Raw genomic sequence first — 14,850 nt, forward strand, 5'->3', positions numbered from 1 at the left:
ATTGGCCAAATTTAACCCCTTGCTGCTTTTTTGACCTGTTTCGCAGTAATTGCAGAAATGTCGAGGTTTTAACGGACATCCCCCGGACCATGGGATATGTTCAACGCTGCAATAGTAGTTGAGTTGGGCTGGGCGCCATGCTCCAAACCCTGAAAGTCAGTGTTTCCGATCTCGCCATGGGCATGTTCGTCAGTGGACTGGACAGGCCGTGGCTGGGAACACCGTTCTATACCCAGGGGTTTCTCCTCGAATCAGACGATGACCTGCGCCAGGTGCGCGAGTTGTGCAACTTCGTCTATATCGATACGCGCAAGAGTCGCTACATTACCCCTAAGATAGCCCGTCAGGGCCAGGTGGGGCGCAACCGCATCCCACTTGACGCTATTTTTACCGGCCGCAATCTCACCCCCTACCGCGACGCCAACGACTGGAAAGACGAGCACCCGCGAGCCAAGGCCGCGCTCGACAAGCTCGTGGTCGACATCAGCGACATTTACGACCAGGCAGCGGTTCGCGGCAAGATCGATGCGGTGCGGATCAAGAAAGTTGCCAGCCCTCTCATCGACAGTATCAGTCGCAACCCGGATGCCTGTTTGTGGCTGGGGCGACTCAAACAGCACGATGAGTACAGCTATCACCACTCCATCAGTACCACCATCTGGGCGATTGCCCTGGGCCGCCAGCTCGGTATGCAGCGCCACGATCTGCGCTCGCTCGCCGTAGGCGGCATGTTGATGGACGTGGGCAAGCTGCTGGTGGACCCGGAATTACTGCGGGCCGAGCGTACCCTGACGCCGGAGGAAATGCGCGAAGTGCGGCATCACGTGGCCCACGGTGTGCATCTGGTGAAAAAAAGCGGCATTCAGAATCAGGATGTACTCGACATGGTGGGTTTCCACCACGAGCGCTGGGATGGCAGCGGCTACCCGCGCGGCTTGAGCGGCGACAACATTCCCCCTTTGCCCGCCTCGCGGCGATTGTCGATGCCTACGACGCCATGACCTCAGAGCGACCCTACGCGCCAGCCAAGGCACCCGCAGATGCCCTGCGCGAGCTTTACCAGGAGCGCGACCAGTTGTTCCAGAGCGAATTGGTGGAGGCCTTTATCCAGGCTATCGGCATTTACCCCGCGGGCACCCTGGTGGAACTGACCAGCGGTGAGGTCGGCATCGTAGTAGCGGACAGCCGCACCCGTCGCCTGCTGCCCAAAATCATCCTGGTGCTGGACCCGCGTAAACGCGAGTACGACACACCAAAGCTGGTGGATTTACAGGAAGCGTCGGGGCGCAGTCGGGGCGAGCCTGTGGCGATTGCCTCCAACCTACCCCCCGGTACCCACGGTATTCACCTGGGCAACTACCAGCTTAATCTCTAGGCCTCGCGGCCCACACAGGCATAGTGGAAACCGTGGTCACGCATGGTCTGTGGTTCGTAGACATTGCGCAGATCGACAAAGACATTGCCCCGCATCAGCTCTCGAACCCGCTTGAAATGCAGGCCGCGATAGGCGTTCCACTCAGTCATTAACACGACCGCATCGGCGCCTTCTATCGTGGCATAAATATCATCGCTGTAGCTGACCTGCGGTGGCAGCAGCTCGCGAGCCTCATCAATGCCCTGGGGGTCGTGGGCAATAATATCGGCACCGCGGTCCACCAGCTGCGGCAGAATCGTTAGGGCCGGGGCGTCGCGCATGTCGTCGGTACCGGGTTTGAAGGTCAGTCCCAAAACCGCAATACGCTTACTCGACACCGTATCGTCCAGGGCGTGCCGAATCTTGGTCACCATGCGGGCTTTTTGCGCCGCATTCACTTCCACTACCGCCTCAACAATGCGCGAGGACACACCGTACTCCTGGGCTGTACGCACCAGAGCCAGGGTGTCCTTGGGAAAACAGGAGCCCCCATAACCCGGACCGGCGTGGAGAAACTTTTTGCCGATGCGCCCATCGAGCCCCATGCCCTTGGCCACCGCGTGTACGTCGGCCCCCACCTCTTCACAAAGCTGGGAGATTTCATTGATAAAGCTGATCTTGGTGGCCAGAAAGGCATTGGCAGCGTACTTGGTGAGCTCGGCGCTCTCCAGGTCCGTCACCAGAATGGGCGCCTCTATCAAGTTGAGGGGCCGATAAAGCTCGCGCAGCGCTCGCTCGGCGCGCTCAGACTCAACCCCGAGCACCACCCGGTCGGGCCGCATGAAATCCCCGATCGCCGCCCCTTCGCGCAAAAATTCCGGATTGGAGGCCACATCGAAATCGGCTTCCGGGTTGGTCTCCGAAATAATCCGCTTCACTTCCGCCGCGGTACCCACGGGCACCGTGGATTTGTCCACAACAACGGTATAGCCACTCAGGTGAGGCGCTATGTCGCGGGCGGCCTGGTACACGTAGCTGAGGTCCGCATAGCCCTCACCGCGCCGGGTCGGTGTACCGACGGCAATAAACACCAGATCGGCCTCACTCACCGCTGCTGCCAGGTCTGTGCCGAACTGCAGCCTCCCGTCATCAAGATTCCGCTCCACCAGGTTTTCGAGGCCTGGCTCATAAATGGGCATTTCGCCCGCCGCCAATCGCTCGACGCGCTCCGCGTCGAGATCGATACACATGACATTGGCGCCGAATTCCGAAAAACAGGCCCCGGACACCAGCCCGACATAGCCGGCACCGATCATGACTACATTCATTCCTTAAAACTCCTTGGATTCCTGACCACCAGATGGCGGATGATCGCTGATCATTGTGACATTTTTTATTGGCCCGAGGGAGCATTGCTGCAGCATTCGCGAACTGGTGTAGTACGCCCACTGAAAACATCACGGATTTAGTAATGCCTGACTATCGCGCGCCCCTGACCGACATGGCCTTTGTTAACAAGGAACTGTTGGGTATGGATCACTACCAGCAGCTCGACGGCTGTGAACCGCTGACTGAAGACCTATGGGACGCCATTGTCGACGGTGGCGCCAAATTTGCCGAGAACGTGCTCGCCCCGCTCAATCGCAACGGCGACGAACAGGGCTGCGATTTCGACAACGGCCAGGTCAGCACGCCGGAGGGCTTCGCCGAGGCCTTCCGCCAGTACGGCGAAGCGGGCTGGCAGAGCCTGTCCATTCCCACGGACGAAGGCGGCCAGGGCCTGCCAGGCTCCATGAGCACCCTGCTCACTGAAATGACCGCCGCGGCCAACTACGCCTGGAGCATGTACCCGGGCCTGGCCCACGCTCCCATTACCTGCATACGCGCCGGCGGCACCGAAGCGCAGAAAGCCACCTACCTGCCCAAGCTGTATTCGCTGGAGTGGGCGGGCACAATGTGCCTGACTGAGTCCCACTGCGGCTCCGACGTCGGCCTCCTACGCACCAAGGCAAATCCCAACGGCGATGGCAGCTATACCATTACCGGCACCAAGATATTCATCTCCGGCGGCGAGCAGGACATTACCGAGAATATTATTCACGCCGTGCTGGCACGTGTAGAAGGCGCTCCTGAAGGTACCTCGGGTATCTCCCTGTTCCTGGTACCCAAGGTCATGGTCAACGACGACGGCAGCCTCGGCGAGCGCAACGCGGTTCACTGCGGCTCGATCGAGCACAAGATGGGCATTAAGGGCAGCGCCACCTGCGTGATGAACTTCGACGGCGCTACCGGCTTCCTGCTGGGCGAGGAGAATCGGGGCCTGGAAGTGATGTTCAAGATCATGAATACCGCCCGCCTCGGCACTGCGCTGCAAGGTGTATGCCTGGGCGAAGCGGCATTCCAGGGCGCCCTCGCCTACGCCCGCGAGCGCCTGCAGATGCGCGCCCTCTCTGGCGTGCAGAATCCCGACGGGCCGGCCGATCCGATCATCGCCCATCCGGATGTACGGCGCATGCTGATGACCCAGAAAGCCCTGATCGAAGGCTCGCGCGCGTTTATTCACTGGCTGTCGCGTCTTAACGACCTGACGCAGTACGGCAGCGAAGAACAGGCCGCAGAGGCAGACGACCTCATGTCGCTGCTGACACCAATCGCCAAAGCCTTCTGCACCGAGACCGGTGTCGAGGTCACCAATCTCGGGGTACAGGTGTTCGGCGGCCATGGCTACATTCGCGAACACGGCATGGAACAGCTGTTGCGCGACATGCGCATTGCCACCATTTACGAGGGTACCACCGGCATCCAGTCACTGGACCTGCTCGGGCGCAAGGTCATGGGGTCCGGAGGCAAATTGCTGCGCAACTTCACCAAGCGTGTTCACAAATTCTGTGAAGCCCAGGCCGGCAACAGCGCCATCAGCGAATTTATTGAGCCGCTGGCTGCCGTTAACGCCCAATGGGGTGAGATCACCATGCAGGTTGGCGAGAAGGCCATGGAAAACGCCGATGAAATCGGCGCCGCAAGTGTTGATTACACGTTGTTTGGTGGCTATGTTGCCCTCGCTTATATGTGGGCCCAAATGGCGGAGATTGCCCTGCAACAAGACGGCGACTTCTACACCGCCAAACTCGCCACAGCACGTTTTTACTTCCAACGCATTCTGCCCAGAGCGGAAGCACATGCGCGAGCAGCCGTGGCCGGCGCGGGATCCGTCATGGATCTGGAGGAATCACTGCTGCACCTGTGATGTTCCTTTTATGCATGGCTCAAGAGGAGTAAGCTGATCCCGGACGCACAGGAGATCAGCCATGCGCATGCTCCGCAAGAGCCTGGAAGCACGCTTTAACCGCACCCCGCTACCGGACGATATCGATTCGCTCATCGATATCGACTCCGCCAACGAAACCGACCCGCAAGACGTCGGCCTGTCCCAGGCCGGCGTTGACGCCATCTGGCACGACACGCTCAGACTGTTCCGCACCGGCATGCATCCACTGCTCAGCCTGTGTATTCGCCGCAGTGGCAAGATCGTGCTGAACCGCAGCCTCGGCTACCAGCGTGGCGACGCGCATAGCGACGATGCGGTGATTGCCAGCGTGAACACGCCGGTCTGCCTGTTCTCGGCCTCCAAGTCGGTTAGCGCCATGCTCGTCCACCTGCTTGAGGAGCAGGGCAAAATCCACCTCATGGACCCGCTCAGTTATTACATCCCCGAGTTCGCAGCGAACGGCAAAGGCTATATCACCATCTACCAACTGCTGGCCCACCGCGCCGGCGTGCCCGGACTCGGCGAGAACGTCGATCCCTCACTGCTGTTCGACCGCAAAGCCGCAGTGGCGGCCATTTGCGCCGCAGACCCGATCGACGCCTTGGGTCGCACCTCGGCCTATCACGCCATTACCGGTGGCTTTCTGCTGGATGAATTGATTCGACGCACCACCGGCAAAACGGTTTCCCAGTACCTGGACGCTCATGTGCGCAAACCCATGGGCATGCGTTACTTCCGCTACGGCCTGACCGCACGGGATATCCCCCGCGCCGCTGAGAACCGCTTCACCGGCCTGCCCCTTGGAGGCTATATCGGCGAGACCCTGAAAAACGTGCTCGGTCTGGACTACATGGAAGTCATGGATGTGACGAACTCCGACGAGTTCATGAGCTCCGTCCTGCCCTCGGGCAACATGTACGCTACTGCCGAAGAGGCGAGCCGCTTTTTCCAGATGATGCTCGACTATGGCAGGTATGACGGCAAACAGATCATGCAGCCGCTGACGGTGCACCGCGCCATCCAGGAAGCGGGCAAAGCCGAGATCGACGCTTCACTTAAAGTGCCCATGCGCTACAGCCCTGGCTTTATGCTAGGCGGCAGCCCCGCCGGGATCTATGGCAAGAACAGCCACTACGCCTACGGCCACCTGGGCCTGTCCAACGTGTTCTGCTGGGCCGATCCCGAGCGGGATATCTCCGTCGCCATCCTCAACAGCGGCAAACCGGTTATTGGCAGCCATCTGCTAGCGCTGCCGCGGCTACTGTGGGGGATTTCACGTCACTGCCCGCCAGTGAGGGATATGCACAAGCAATCACTGGATTTTCTGGCGTCTAGCTAGGGGCCTTTTCCACCGTCGCCAGCAGTGCGAGTGCCTCGTCGCACCAGGTCAGAAACTGCTCGCCCTGGTGAATACCCGATTGCAGGGCGAGAAAGACACCTTTGTGGCGCACCGGCAATTCTTCGGGCGCATCGTAGTGACGTCGACGAATGGCCTCGTAAAGATACAGGCGCTGCATCACCTCTTCGCGACGGCGGCTGATCTCACCGACCAGGTGCTCCACATTGTTTTCGGTCAGGTTATAGAGTTTGAGCAGCAGCTCATCCTTGGTGGGCTGCACCTTGGTAGGGCCGAACACCCAGTCGGCCAGGGCCTCGCGACCGGCCAGGGTCAGCCCGTAGACAATTTTATTGGGCTTACCGCTCTGGTTGACCTCGCGCTTGTTAAGCCAGCCCTTTTCCGCCAGCTTACGCAGCTCCTGGTAGATCTGCTGATGGGATGCCTGCCAGAAAAAACCCATGGACTTTTCAAAGTCGCGAGCGAGCTCCGACCCAGACAGGTCAGCATCCAACAGTGATGTCATGATTGCCTGGGCGAGTGCCATGGCAAAACTCCAACGGCGTCAGTTCTACATTATCTCGTGATAAGCATAGACCTTCGCCGATGGAGTGCAAAAGATTGCAACGTTTTACACGGCTGCGGCCAGGCGGGTGCCCTGATCGATGGCGCGCTTGGCGTCCAGCTCCGCTGCCACATCGGCACCGCCGATTAGGTGCACCGGCTTGCCGTTCAAGCCTGCCGCCAGTTCGCGGTTGGGCTCCTGTCCGGCACACAGAATGACGTTATCGACCTCCAGTACCTTGGCTTCACCGCCAATGGAGATATGCAGGCCCGCGTCATCAACCTTGTGATACTCGCAGCCGGGCATCATGCGCACGCCCTTCTGCTCAAGACCCGCGCGATGAATCCAGCCCGTGGTTTTACCCAGGCCGCCGCCGACCTTGCTGGCCTTGCGTTGCAGCAGGCTTACCTGACGCGGTGAAGGCGGCACCACTGCCTGCACACCCTCAATGCCGCCGCGGGCCTCGAGGTTCATATCCACACCCCACTGCTGCATAAACTGCTCGATATTGGTGGAGGGCGTTTCTTCGCCGTGAGTCAGGTATTCCGACACATCAAAACCAATGCCTCCAGCGCCAATAACGGCAACTTTTTCACCCACTGGTTTTTTGTCCCTGAGCACATCTAGGTAGCTCAGCACCTTGGGATGATCGACACCTTCAATCGCGGGCACACGTGGCGTAATACCTGTCGCCAGAACCACTTCGTCAAATTCGCCATCGGCAAGGTCATCAGCAGATACCCGGGTACCCAGTTGCACATTAACCCCGGTACGCTCCAGTTCGCCCCGGAAATAGCGCAGAGTCTCGTAAAATTCTTCCTTGCCCGGGATCAGCTTGGCGATATTGAACTGACCACCGATTTCATCGGCGCCATCGAACAGGGTCACGGTGTGGCCTCGGCTGGCAGCAGTGGTGGCAAAGGCCAATCCAGCAGGGCCGGCACCGACCACGGCAAAGGTCTTTTTCTCGGCCGCCGGCTCAATCACCAGCTCAGTCTCGTGGCAGGCGCGGGGGTTAACCAGACAGCTGGTCATCTTGCCGGAGAACACGTGATCGAGGCAGGCCTGGTTGCAACCGATGCAGGTATTAATCTCATCGGCGCGATCTTCGGCCGCCTTCTGGACGAAGAACGCGTCCGCCAGGAACGGTCTCGCCAGAGAGACCATGTCCGCATCGCCGCGCTCCAGGACCTCTTCGGCCACCTCCGGTGTATTGATCCGGTTGGATGTCACCACTGGCACTGATAATTCTTTGCGGAAGCGTGCAGTCACCCAGGTAAACGCAGCACGGGGCACCTTGGTGGCAATGGTCGGAATGCGCGCCTCGTGCCAGCCAATACCGGTATTGATAATCGTCGCCCCGGCCTGTTCCACCGCCTTGCCCAACTGGATAATTTCCTCGGTCGAGCTGCCCCCTTCCACCAGGTCGAGCATGGACAAGCGGTAGATGATGATAAACGCCTCGCCCACAGCTTCGCGTACCCGGCGCACGACCTCTACAGGCAGGCGCATACGGTTTTCATAGCTGCCGCCCCACTCGTCTTCACGGTGGTTGGTGCGTGCCGCCAGGAACTGGTTCAGGAAGTAACCTTCCGAACCCATGATTTCAACGCCATCGTAGCCCGCCTTCTGGGCGAGCACTGACATGCGGACGAAATCTTCAATCTGCTGCTCAATTTCGTCTTCCGTCGCGGCCTTGGGCTTGAACACATTAATCGGCGCCTGCACTGCCGAAGGCGCGATCGGATTTTCGTTAAAGGCGTAGCGCCCCGTGTGCAGAATCTGCATGCAGATTTTGCCGCCCTCGGCGTGCACAGCATCGGTAATGATCTTGTGGTCTGCGCAGTCCGCCTCAGAGGACAGCATCTTGGTGTGCTCGTGGGTCGCGGCACGCTTGTTCGGGCCGAACCCGCCCGTAACAATGAGCCCAACACCGCCTCGAGCCCGTTCGGCAAAAAACGCGGCCATACGCTCATGGCCATCCGGGGCCTCTTCAAGGCCAGTGTGCATCGACCCCATCAGCACGCGGTTGCGCAGCGTGGTAAAGCCGAGATCAAGTGGTTCTAGCATCTTGGGGTATGCGGTCATGTGAATTCTCCAAGCGTGTGGCAATGGGCCCATCTGGACACCGTCAAGTTATGACAAGCCATTCTAGCCTCAATTTTGACACTGTCAAGATTAAATGTATGATGCCCCCATGACTGAAAAGACGCGCTATCACCACGGCGACCTGCGCCGTAGCCTGCTCGATGCCGCCGCAGAATTGCTGCGTGAAGAAGGCGAAGCGGGGCTGTCCATGCGCCAGCTGGCGGCCCGGGTGGGCGTCTCGCGCACGGCCCCCTACCACCATTTCAAAGACAAACAGGAACTGCTGTGTGCCATTGCTGAAGAGGGCTTCCGGCGCTACATCGAAGTCCTGAGCCTGGATGCCGGCAATCTTTCGGAACAGCGGCTACAGCGCTTTGTGCGCGAGTATCTGGATTTCGCACTCGATAACGTCGAATACTACGACCTGATGTTTGGCAGCCGGCTGTGGAAGTCCCCGGGATTACCGAAACCCTGAAGCAGGAGGCCTACAGCGCCTTTAAAATGTACCTGGAACAGGTGCGCCACTGGCTCGAACAGGGCGCGGTCTCGGCGCACCTCGACCCGCTGCGCTACGCCCAGGTGAGCTGGAGCACGCTACACGGTATGAGCCGCCTGCTCATCGACGGCATTTACCTCGATCGGGAAGCCATGGGCCCGGCCTGTGACCAGGCGGCGGCCATGTTCTGGCATGAACTCAAACTGGATTAGTCGCGTCCGCCGCAGCCTGGGCCTGCTCCTGCTGGCTTTCGCCGTAGTGGGCTGTGCCCCCACACAAACCCGACTCGACCCCGCGTCAATTCAATCAGCCAGCGCGCCCGTCTCCAGAGAGAAAACCATCGCCCTGCTCGGCGGCACCGGCATGACCGGGGGCTATCTGCTGCGCGAAGCCCTGGCCCGAGGCTATCGGATACGCTTACTCAGCCGCGCCAGCGACAGGTTCACCTACCTGTCCGATCGGGTTGAAGTTGTGGTCGGTGACGCCCTTGATCCGTCGACTATTGCCGCCCTGCTCGAAGGCAGTGACGCCGTTATCAGTGCCATTGGCCCCGGCGCGAACGGGCCTGAAAATCTAAACAGCCGGACGACGTCTAACGTGATTGCGGCCATGAGCAATACGGCGACGAGGCCGTACCTGATCGTCAGTGGTGCAGCTGTGAAGTTATCGGTCGATGAGCGCAATTTCAGCGGGAAGGTGATGAGGCGACTGGCGCTGTGGCGCTATCCGACATTGGCGGCCGATCGACAGCGGGAATATGAGTTGCTGGCAGAAAGCCCAATCCCATGGATCTTGCTGCGATGTCCCCTGATCGAATCGGCCATGGGTGAAAACGTGGCGGATATGTCGCTTTCGACGCCACCGGGCTGGCGGGTCCAGGCGGGGGCGCTGGCCCGATTTGCGCTGGATGAAATCGAGAATGGACAATTCAGGCGGCGCGCGCCTTTTCTGGCCAGCGACTGAAGCCTAGGTAGCGAACAACTCGGCTTCGATATCCCGAAACGCCTTAAATTCCAGCGCATTCCCCGAAGGGTCCGCAAAGAACATCGTGCCCTGCTCGCCCGGTTGCCCTTCGAAGCGGATATAAGGTTCGATGATAAAGTTATCCACGAGCGCCCGGGCCCGCGCCGCCAGTTGTTCCCAGTCAGGAAATTCCAGCACCACACCGAAGTGCGGTACCGGCACACTGTGGTCATCGACGGCATTGCTGATCTGGGCGATCTGCCCGTCGAGCCCCAGTGCGGGATTGTGGTGCACCACAAACTGGTGCCCGAACATATCGAAGTCCACCCACTGCTCGGCGCTGCGTCCCTCGGCAAAGCCGAGACCTTCACCATAAAAACGGCGTGCCTCTGCGATATCCCGCACCTGCACGGCCAGATGAAACGGCGTCAGCTTCATACATTCACCTCTTGTCCTTGTGCTTCCGGCCCGACAAACAAGTCGCGAATATCGCGCCCGACAAAATACAGTACAGGCACCAGTACCAGCGTGACACCAGTGGCAAACAACACGCCGAAGGCCACCGAGGTCGCCATGGGCTTCACAAACTGCGCCTGGATGGCTGTCTCAAGTTGAATCGGCAGTAGGCCGAGGAAGGTCGTCATTGAGGTAAGCACCACGGGACGGAAGCGGCGCACAGCGCCGGTAATCACCGCCTCTTTCCAGTACTCGCCGCGATCCTTGAGGCGGTGATTCACGTGATCGACAAGCACCAGGCTATCGTTAACGACAATGCCGATCAGCCCGAGTATGCCAATGGCAGAGAGCATGCTGACATCTGCCCCAAGAATAAGGTGCCCCAGAATGGCCCCGGTAATCCCGAACGGTATCACCGCCATAATCAGCAGTGGCTGCGTATAACTGCGTAGCGGTACCGCCAGCGCGGCATAAATCACCAGCAGGATGACAACCAGGCCCAGCTCGAGCGAACTGGTGGTTTCCGCCTGCTCTTCGGCTTCACCGGCAAGCCGGTGCTTTACACCGGGATGGCGAGCCAGGACATCCGGCAGAATCTCAGTGACGATTTCAGCGTTGACCTTGCCCGGCTCCACCAGGGTGCGATCGACATCGGCCCGCACATTCACGACACGCTGACGATTAAATCGATTAATGACGCTAATGCCAGTGTGCTCGACCGCCTCGCCCACCACATCAAAGGGCACCTTGCCGTGGCCCGGCACATCGATCCAGAGCAGCCGCAATGCGTCGAGGGATCCTCGCTCCTGGGCCGGCAATCGAACGTAAACCCGCACTTCATGACGCTCGCGCTGAATACGCTGCACCTCTGCACCGAAGAACGCCTGGCGCACTTGGCGGGCCAGCTCTACCTGCCCCAGACCAAGGGCTTCGCCTTCGGGCGTCACCCGGATATCCAGTTCCGGGCCGCCGGCATCAAAGGTATCGCGAATATCGGAAACGCCTTCAAAATCCACCAGCGCCAGTTTCAGGGCCTGTGCGGCAGAGCGCATCTCGTCAAGATCGTCGCCCGACAACTCCACGTCAATCGGTGACCCGCCCGGCCCGCGTTGGAATCAAAAGTCAGCGACTGCACGCCACTGACTTCGCCCAGCGCCTCGCGTATCCAGCCGGCGAGGCGCATGGAGGTAATATCGCGCTCGGTACTCGGCAACAGCTCTACCTGAATCCGCGCCTCGGTATCGGCGCTGGAGGTGGTCAGCAGCTCCACTATCACGCCGTCGGCCTCGCCGGTTTCCTCCCGGTAGCGATCATTCATGGCCATGGCCGCCTGTTCAATTTTCAGGGCGTACTCATGGGTTTGCTGCCAGGCCGTGCCATTGGGCATTTGCAAATCGATATTAACGCTGTTGGACGGCACGTTAGGGAAAAACACGAAGCGCACAATGCCCGAGGGCACAAGGGCGATGGTGATCAACAGCGAGCCGATAAAGATCGCCACCGTGACGTAGCGAAATTCCACTGCGAGCTGCAGCACCGGCCGGTATACATTCTCGCTGAAATTGACCATGCCCTCGGTACAGCGACGTTGGGCGCGCTGAAGCCAACCGAGCGGGCCGCGGCCGGGTTCGCTGTCGTGATCGATGCGAATATGGCGCAGGTGGGCGGGCAGGATCAGCTTGGTTTCAATCAGGGAAAACAACAAACTGAACACCACAATCGGCGTAATCACCGAAAACAGCCGGCCAATCCCCTCGCTTAGCCCGTAGGCCGGCGAGAATGCAATCATGGTGGTCAACGCGCCAAACACGGTGGCCACGGTCACTCGCCGGACGCCGCGCACCACACTGTCAACGCCCTTGCGCTCCTCCTCCAGCTGCGCGTAGGCACTCTCGGCGGTGACAATACCGTCGTCCACCAGCATACCCAGCACCAGGATAAAGCCGAACACCGACATTACGTTGATCGAGATACCGATGTTGAGCACATCAATCGCCAGCAGCGCGCCGAGGAACGAGAACGGCACGCCCAGAATCACCCAGAAGGCGAGCTGCGTATTGAGAAACAGCGCCAGGGTAATCATCACCAGAATCGCACCCTGAAAGGCACTGTTCAGCATCAGGTTGATGCGTCCCTTGAGAATCTCACTGCGATCCGCCCAGGCGGTAAACTCCACACCCGGTGGCAGCTCGTCGAGTTTGCTATCGACAAATTTACGCAGGTTGTCAGTCATTGCCAGCACGTCCTGGTCGCCGACTCGATCCACCTGCAGGGTGATCGAGGGCTGGCCATTGAGCCGATTAAGAATCGGCTGGTCCTCAAAGCCATCGATAACCGTGGCCACATCACCCACCTCCAGCACCGTGCCATCGGCCCGGGTAATCAGGTTGAGGCGATCGAATTCTTCGGCTGTATAGGCCTGCCCGACCGAGCGCAGGGTGATAGATCCTTCGCTGGTGCGCAGTCTGCCACCTGGCAGGTCTCGCGAGCGCACCTGTATCGCGTTGACGACATCATCAAAACTGAGGTCGTAACGCCGCAGTGCCTCGTCGGACACCTCGATAACAATTTCATAATTGCGCGTGCCCACGACGGCCACCTGGGTGATCCCCGGCAGCCCGAGCAACTCATCGCGCATATCGTCGGCCATCTCCTTGAGCTGATGCTCGTCGAGGTTGCCGTACAGGGTAAGATTCATCGCCCGGGTACGCGCCAGTACTTCTTCCACCACCGCCTCTTCAGCATTGGTGGGAAACGAGGTGATGCCGTCTACCCTGGTTTTAATCTGCACCAGAGCCTGGGCCATATCCGAACCGGTCTCCATTTCCACCGTCACGACACCGGCACCTTCCCGGGCCACAGAGGTAATTTCCTCTACGCCAACAATGTCCTGCAACTCTTCCTCGAGCACCCGCACAATGCCCGATTCCACTTCCTCGGTGGCACCGCCCGGATAGGGAACGGTAACGGTGACCAGCTCGGTAGGAAACGTAGGAAAGACTTCCTTGGTGAGGTTGTTTATCGCCGCCAGGCCGCCGATAAACACCACCAGCATAAGCAGGTTGGCGGCCACCGGGTTGTTCGCCATCCAGGCGATTGCCCCCGTCTCCTCTAATGGCTGCATACTACTCACTCGCTTCGACCGCCATGCCCTCAACCATCAGGTCGAGACGACTCAACACCACCGGGTCACCACTGTCCAGGCCATCAATGATTACCACCGCGTCACCCTCACGCCGCAACACGGCCACGGAGCGCCGCACCAGCTTGCCCTCCTCCACCAGGTATACGTGGGCATTATTGTGCACGGCGGAACGCGGCAGCCGCACCGCATCCTGCACGGCATCGCCGGGGAATACTGCTTCTACAAATAAACCGTGTGCGAGTATCTGCTCATGCAGACTCACATCGTAGGGGTTGCGTACCTGGGCCACGCCAAAAAACACCCGGGTCTGCTCGTCGACCCGCCGTTCGACACGTGCAAGTTGTGCCTCCCAGGACAGCTGCTGCTTACCGAAAGACGCGGTCAAGGTGATGGGTTGACCAGAACCTGCGCGTACAAACGCAATGTCAGAGCTCAAAATCGGCAGACGCACCTCTGCAATATCAGTGCTTAGCAGCTCCATTAGCGCGGCGCCCATCGTCACGTACTGCCCCAGATCCACACGCTTTACATCGACTACCGCGTTATAGGGGGCTCGAATTTCCGTGTTGGCCAGATCGACTTCGGCCTGACGCAAGCGCTCTTTGGCAGCAGCCACTCTGGCTTCTGCCTCCGCCATCGAGGCTTTCTGTACCAGCACGGTCGCTTCTTGAAGTGCCAACTCCGCGGTGGCCACCGCCGATCTGGCTTCAGACACAGCCACCTCGTAATCAATCGGATCTATGCGCAGCAAAATTTGGCCAGCAGACACCTCCTCGCCCTGCAGGAAGCCGGGATCAACCCAGACCACTCTGCCATTAACCTCACTCACCAACTCAATACTGTGCTGCGGCGTCACAATACCCCGCGAGTGAATCTGCACCGCCACGGGCCCGGGCTCAACCACCACCGTATCGACATGTGGCAGCGCTGCTACGCGGTCACGTCGGGGCAGATCTGGCCGGCTATTGACCATAAGAAAAGCAATCAAGGCTGCCAGGGCGATCACTACCAGTGGCAACAGCAGGTTTTTGGCTAGTTTGGGCATTCCAGACACTCAAAAGCGGCACGCCCGTTCCGGGTGCGCCTTTCAAAAAGATAGCTAGTTTACGTGAGATCGATAATTTACAGATTGAAAAAAGCTAAAGAATTGTAAATCTGACCATCGCCTGCCAGGCAGAC

Annotated in this window: 14 protein-coding genes; 7 read left to right on the forward strand and 7 right to left on the reverse strand. The window is 59.5% G+C overall.

From position 1 onward, the window contains the following. Positions 1-137 precede the first annotated feature (137 nt). Both BST95_RS16030 and BST95_RS20690 read left to right on the forward strand, forming a co-directional pair. Positions 138-1,001: an HD-GYP domain-containing protein gene (locus BST95_RS16030; RefSeq protein WP_240500216.1), complete on the forward strand. Its 864-nt coding sequence runs from the start codon at positions 138-140 to the stop codon at positions 999-1,001. Continuing rightward, positions 998-1,375 carry a hypothetical protein gene (locus BST95_RS20690; protein WP_240500217.1) on the forward strand — a complete coding sequence of 126 codons (378 nt, stop codon included), beginning with the start codon at positions 998-1,000 and terminating at the stop codon, positions 1,373-1,375. The genes BST95_RS16030 and BST95_RS20690 overlap by 4 nt, the downstream gene beginning before the upstream one ends. On the opposite strand, the gene BST95_RS16035 is transcribed toward BST95_RS20690, so the two are convergent. After that, a complete protein-coding gene (locus tag BST95_RS16035; protein WP_084200517.1) occupies positions 1,372-2,682 on the reverse strand; it encodes a UDP-glucose dehydrogenase family protein in 1,311 nt (436 codons plus the stop codon). The genes BST95_RS20690 and BST95_RS16035 overlap by 4 nt on opposite strands. Before the next feature lie 143 nt (positions 2,683-2,825). On the opposite strand from BST95_RS16035, the gene BST95_RS16040 reads away from it, so the two are divergent. Then, the gene (locus BST95_RS16040; protein WP_084200518.1) at positions 2,826-4,601 is read left to right on the forward strand and encodes an acyl-CoA dehydrogenase C-terminal domain-containing protein; all 1,776 of its coding nucleotides are present in this window, start codon (positions 2,826-2,828) and stop codon (positions 4,599-4,601) included. A gap of 61 nt (positions 4,602-4,662) precedes the next feature. Beyond that, positions 4,663-5,961, forward strand: coding sequence for a serine hydrolase domain-containing protein (locus tag BST95_RS16045; RefSeq protein ID WP_084200519.1), 1,299 nt, complete (start codon positions 4,663-4,665; stop codon positions 5,959-5,961). On the opposite strand, the gene BST95_RS16050 is transcribed toward BST95_RS16045, so the two are convergent. Both BST95_RS16050 and BST95_RS16055 read right to left on the reverse strand, forming a co-directional pair. Then, positions 5,954-6,505 (reverse strand): PadR family transcriptional regulator, encoded by a 552-nt coding sequence (locus BST95_RS16050; protein WP_066048616.1) that lies wholly within the window; start codon positions 6,503-6,505, stop codon positions 5,954-5,956. The genes BST95_RS16045 and BST95_RS16050 overlap by 8 nt on opposite strands. An 84-nt stretch (positions 6,506-6,589) precedes the next feature. Then, entirely contained in the window at positions 6,590-8,611 is a 2,022-nt protein-coding gene (locus BST95_RS16055) for an oxidoreductase (RefSeq protein ID WP_084200520.1), read from the reverse strand. A 109-nt stretch (positions 8,612-8,720) separates the two neighbouring features. On the opposite strand from BST95_RS16055, the gene BST95_RS20695 reads away from it, so the two are divergent. Genes BST95_RS20695 through BST95_RS16065 form a run of 3 tightly spaced genes read left to right on the forward strand, consistent with a single transcriptional unit; the run spans position 8,721 to position 10,070 of the window. Further along, positions 8,721-9,086, forward strand: a complete 366-nt coding sequence (locus tag BST95_RS20695; RefSeq protein WP_240500218.1) for a TetR/AcrR family transcriptional regulator — start codon at positions 8,721-8,723, stop codon at positions 9,084-9,086. Continuing rightward, a complete protein-coding gene (locus BST95_RS20700) occupies positions 9,056-9,319 on the forward strand; it encodes a hypothetical protein (protein WP_240500219.1) in 264 nt (87 codons plus the stop codon). Before BST95_RS20695 ends, BST95_RS20700 begins: the two co-directional genes overlap by 31 nt. Next, entirely contained in the window at positions 9,300-10,070 is a 771-nt protein-coding gene (locus BST95_RS16065; protein ID WP_084200521.1) for an NAD(P)-dependent oxidoreductase, read from the forward strand. The genes BST95_RS20700 and BST95_RS16065 overlap by 20 nt, the downstream gene beginning before the upstream one ends. A gap of 3 nt (positions 10,071-10,073) precedes the next feature. Here the strand turns inward: BST95_RS16065 and BST95_RS16070 are convergent, their stop codons facing one another. Genes BST95_RS16070 through BST95_RS16080 form a run of 4 tightly spaced genes read right to left on the reverse strand, consistent with a single transcriptional unit; the run spans position 10,074 to position 14,716 of the window. Beyond that, on the reverse strand, positions 10,074-10,508 hold the full coding sequence (locus tag BST95_RS16070; protein ID WP_084200522.1) for a VOC family protein: 435 nt from the start codon (positions 10,506-10,508) through the stop codon (positions 10,074-10,076). Then, positions 10,505-11,608 carry an efflux RND transporter permease subunit gene (locus tag BST95_RS21035; RefSeq protein ID WP_276205900.1) on the reverse strand — a complete coding sequence of 368 codons (1,104 nt, stop codon included), beginning with the start codon at positions 11,606-11,608 and terminating at the stop codon, positions 10,505-10,507. The genes BST95_RS16070 and BST95_RS21035 overlap by 4 nt, the downstream gene beginning before the upstream one ends. Further along, positions 11,554-13,650, reverse strand: coding sequence for an efflux RND transporter permease subunit (locus BST95_RS21040; RefSeq protein ID WP_276205901.1), 2,097 nt, complete (start codon positions 13,648-13,650; stop codon positions 11,554-11,556). The genes BST95_RS21035 and BST95_RS21040 overlap by 55 nt, the downstream gene beginning before the upstream one ends. 1 nt (position 13,651) lies before the next feature. Continuing rightward, positions 13,652-14,716: an efflux RND transporter periplasmic adaptor subunit gene (locus BST95_RS16080; RefSeq protein WP_084200523.1), complete on the reverse strand. Its 1,065-nt coding sequence runs from the start codon at positions 14,714-14,716 to the stop codon at positions 13,652-13,654. Positions 14,717-14,850: the final 134 nt, after the last annotated feature.

The sequence above is a fragment of the Halioglobus japonicus genome (assembly GCF_001983995.1).
In the GTDB taxonomy this organism is placed as follows: domain Bacteria; phylum Pseudomonadota; class Gammaproteobacteria; order Pseudomonadales; family Halieaceae; genus Halioglobus; species Halioglobus japonicus.